The following is a 2,781-nucleotide window of genomic DNA, read 5'->3' as shown; positions in this document are numbered from 1 at the left end:
AACGTTTCTCGTTAGTCGGCTTTTTACTCGGCGTACGTCGAGTCTGTTTTGCGGTTCCTTTATTGGTTGTACTTTTCTTCGCTGGCGCTTTTTTCGCGCTAGGCTTCTTGCTGTCAGTCATTATTCAATTGTCTTTTTGTTTTCGTTGTTGCTACATGATTGGCAGGATCATCTGGCCAAACGTGTTTTGGGTAGCGCCCTTTCATCTCTTTTTGAACGTCTTTGTAGCTTCCGTTCCAGAAAGCCGCCAAGTCCGACGTTACTTGCAATGGACGTTGTGCCGGTGAAAGCAGTTCAAGCACCAAACGCTTGCGGCCAAGAGCTACCGTTGGGGAACCACTCTCCCCAAATACTTCTTGCATACGCACCGATAATATCGGCTCGTGGCCATATTGGTAACGGATACGCTTCTTTGAACCTGTGGGTAGTTGGTAATGCTCAGGTAACCATTCATCCAGTTGTTGATTGAGTGGCCAACCTAATAGAGCATTAAGCGCTTCGACCAAGTTTATCTTGCTCAGGTCTTTAACCGAGCTGACAGACGTCATGTATGGTTCTAACCACTCCTCTAATGAATCCAGCAAACTGGCTTCATCAAACACTGGCCATGACTGCTCAGGTAACCATTCCACCGCACAACGAATCCGAGCCAACAAGCTCTCCGCTGCCGGTGTCCAGTTTAGACTCTGTAAGCCCTGGCGGCGGACATACGTGAGTAAAGCTTGTGTCATTTTTTCTTTGCCCGGGCTTGGCAACGGCTCGCGTTCAACGACCAGCAGACCGAGTTTTGTTTGTCGCTCAGCTATTAGACGGCCTCTTTTTTCATCCCAGTCCACTACTTCTTCAGACGAAAATAGCGTATCAAAGGTCGTTCGCAATATATTGACATCCAATTCACATGCCGAATGAATTTGACTTGAATTAGAATGAGAACGCATTAAGTCAACGGCAACCAAATACTCACAGCCACCTAGCATGTCTTCCTGATGACATTCTGCACCATGACCATTAGCCAAAGTAAATCGCCCAAATTGATTTGTGCGCTGCTGCGCAATGCGATCTGGAAATGCCAAACTTAACACCAGCGGTAATGCATCTTCATCCACGCCTTTCAGGTCAAATACCGTATCCAATTTGTACGCTAGAGATTGAGCACGCTTGAACAACATCGACTTTTTTGGATGAGTACCAACAAGCCAACGATGCAAGCTATGAGCGATATTGGTAACACTCCTCTCTGGCTCTTCAATCAGTGCGACCGCCGCCAAAGCAGCATTTAACATCTTATCACTGTAAGATTGCGCTTTAATTAGCATCGCAGCCGCACGAGGCTCAACGCCTAGTTCATGCGCCTGTTTTCCTTCGGACGTTAATTGCCCTTTTTCCGTCAGTAGTCCCAATGACACCAATAGCTGCTTCGCTTGTTCCAATGACGCATTAGCTGGAACATCAAGCCACTTTAGATCGTGGATATCACTCGCTCCCCAAAAGGCAAGCTCCATAACTAAACTAGCCAAATCGGAATGCAAAATTTCGGGTTGGGGAACCAGCGGTTGCTGCTTGAACTGGCTTTCAGAATAAAGACGAACACAAATGCCCTCTTCTATTCGTCCCGCTCGTCCTGCACGCTGAATCGCTGAAGACTGTGCAATGCGTGTTTGCTCTAAGCGTGTTAAACCGTTTTTCAAATCAAAGCGGGCAACACGCTCTAACCCAGAATCAACGACGAGGCGAATGCCTTCAATCGTTAGTGAAGTTTCTGCAATGTTGGTCGCTAGAACGACTTTACGCTTACCTTGTTCTGCTGGCGTAATCGCTTTTTGTTGATCTGCAAAGCTCAGTTGACCATAAAGTGGGCATACGTCGATATCATCCGCTAAATGAGACAACCGCTCTTCAACTTGTTTTATGGCACCAACACCCGGTAGGAAAGCTAACAAAGATCCAGACTCTTTGTTCATAAGACTTTCTATTGTTTTTGCCATACTCGTAGGTAAATGCTCGTTCACACCTAACGGCTGGTAGCGCATTGCCACATCAAAGCTGCGCCCTTCAGATTCAATGTAACTGGCTTCTGGCAACAACGATTGTAATGCTTGTTGGTCAAGCGTTGCCGACATTACCACCAGCTTGAGATCGTCTCGCAATGCCTCTTGAACTTCTAAACTGAATGCCAAAGCGGTATCGGCATGAATGCTGCGTTCATGAAACTCATCAAAGATCAGTAGATCAACCCCATCCAGTTCAGGGTCAGTTTGGATCATCCTGGTCATGATCCCTTCGGTCACGATCTCCAGCTGCGTTGCAGAACTTACCTTTGCCTCGCCACGAACTCGATAACCCACGCGTTGACCAACTTGTTCTCCCAATTGCTCAGCAAGATAACGGGCAATGTTACGCGCCGCGAGTCGTCTTGGCTCAAGCATGATGATTTTTCCAGCAACCGAATGATTTAAGAGTAACTGCAAAGGGAAGTAAGTCGACTTACCGGCACCAGGCGCCGCTTTTAAGATCACTTGATGTTGATTTTTGACCGCCGTCAGCAACTCAGGCATCACGGCTTCAATCGGCAATTGTGACAAAGGAAATACCTTATGGTGTAATGGTGGCAACATTGTACATAAAAAATTTTTTGTCTAAATAAGCAAATGCATTTCACACCCGCTTTAGAGTCCGCCACTCTACTCAAACGTTATAAACGCTTTCTTGCCGATATCGAGCTCGATACTGGTGAAATCCGTACAATCCACTGCGCAAATACAGGTGCAATGACGGGTTGTG

1 protein-coding gene and 1 pseudogene are annotated in these 2,781 nt (G+C 46.8%); one reads left to right on the top strand and one right to left on the bottom strand.

Annotation, left to right across the window (positions count from 1 at the left end; genetic code table 11):
- Positions 1 to 113 precede the first annotated feature (113 nt).
- Positions 114 to 2,582 (bottom strand): ATP-dependent helicase HrpB, encoded by a 2,469-nt coding sequence (hrpB, locus tag IQR33_RS00840; protein WP_193838123.1) that lies wholly within the window; start codon positions 2,580 to 2,582, stop codon positions 114 to 116.
- A 66-nt stretch (positions 2,583 to 2,648) separates the two neighbouring features.
- Between hrpB and IQR33_RS32005 the strand changes: the two are divergent.
- Positions 2,649 to 2,781, top strand: a pseudogene (locus IQR33_RS32005) (DNA/RNA nuclease SfsA); the annotation flags it as partial.

The sequence above is a fragment of the Vibrio sp. OPT46 genome, from assembly GCF_015163535.1.
Lineage (GTDB): Bacteria > Pseudomonadota > Gammaproteobacteria > Enterobacterales > Vibrionaceae > Vibrio > Vibrio alginolyticus.
Note: the sequence above shows the minus strand (reverse complement) of the source record. Positions and strands in the feature narration are given on the sequence as shown.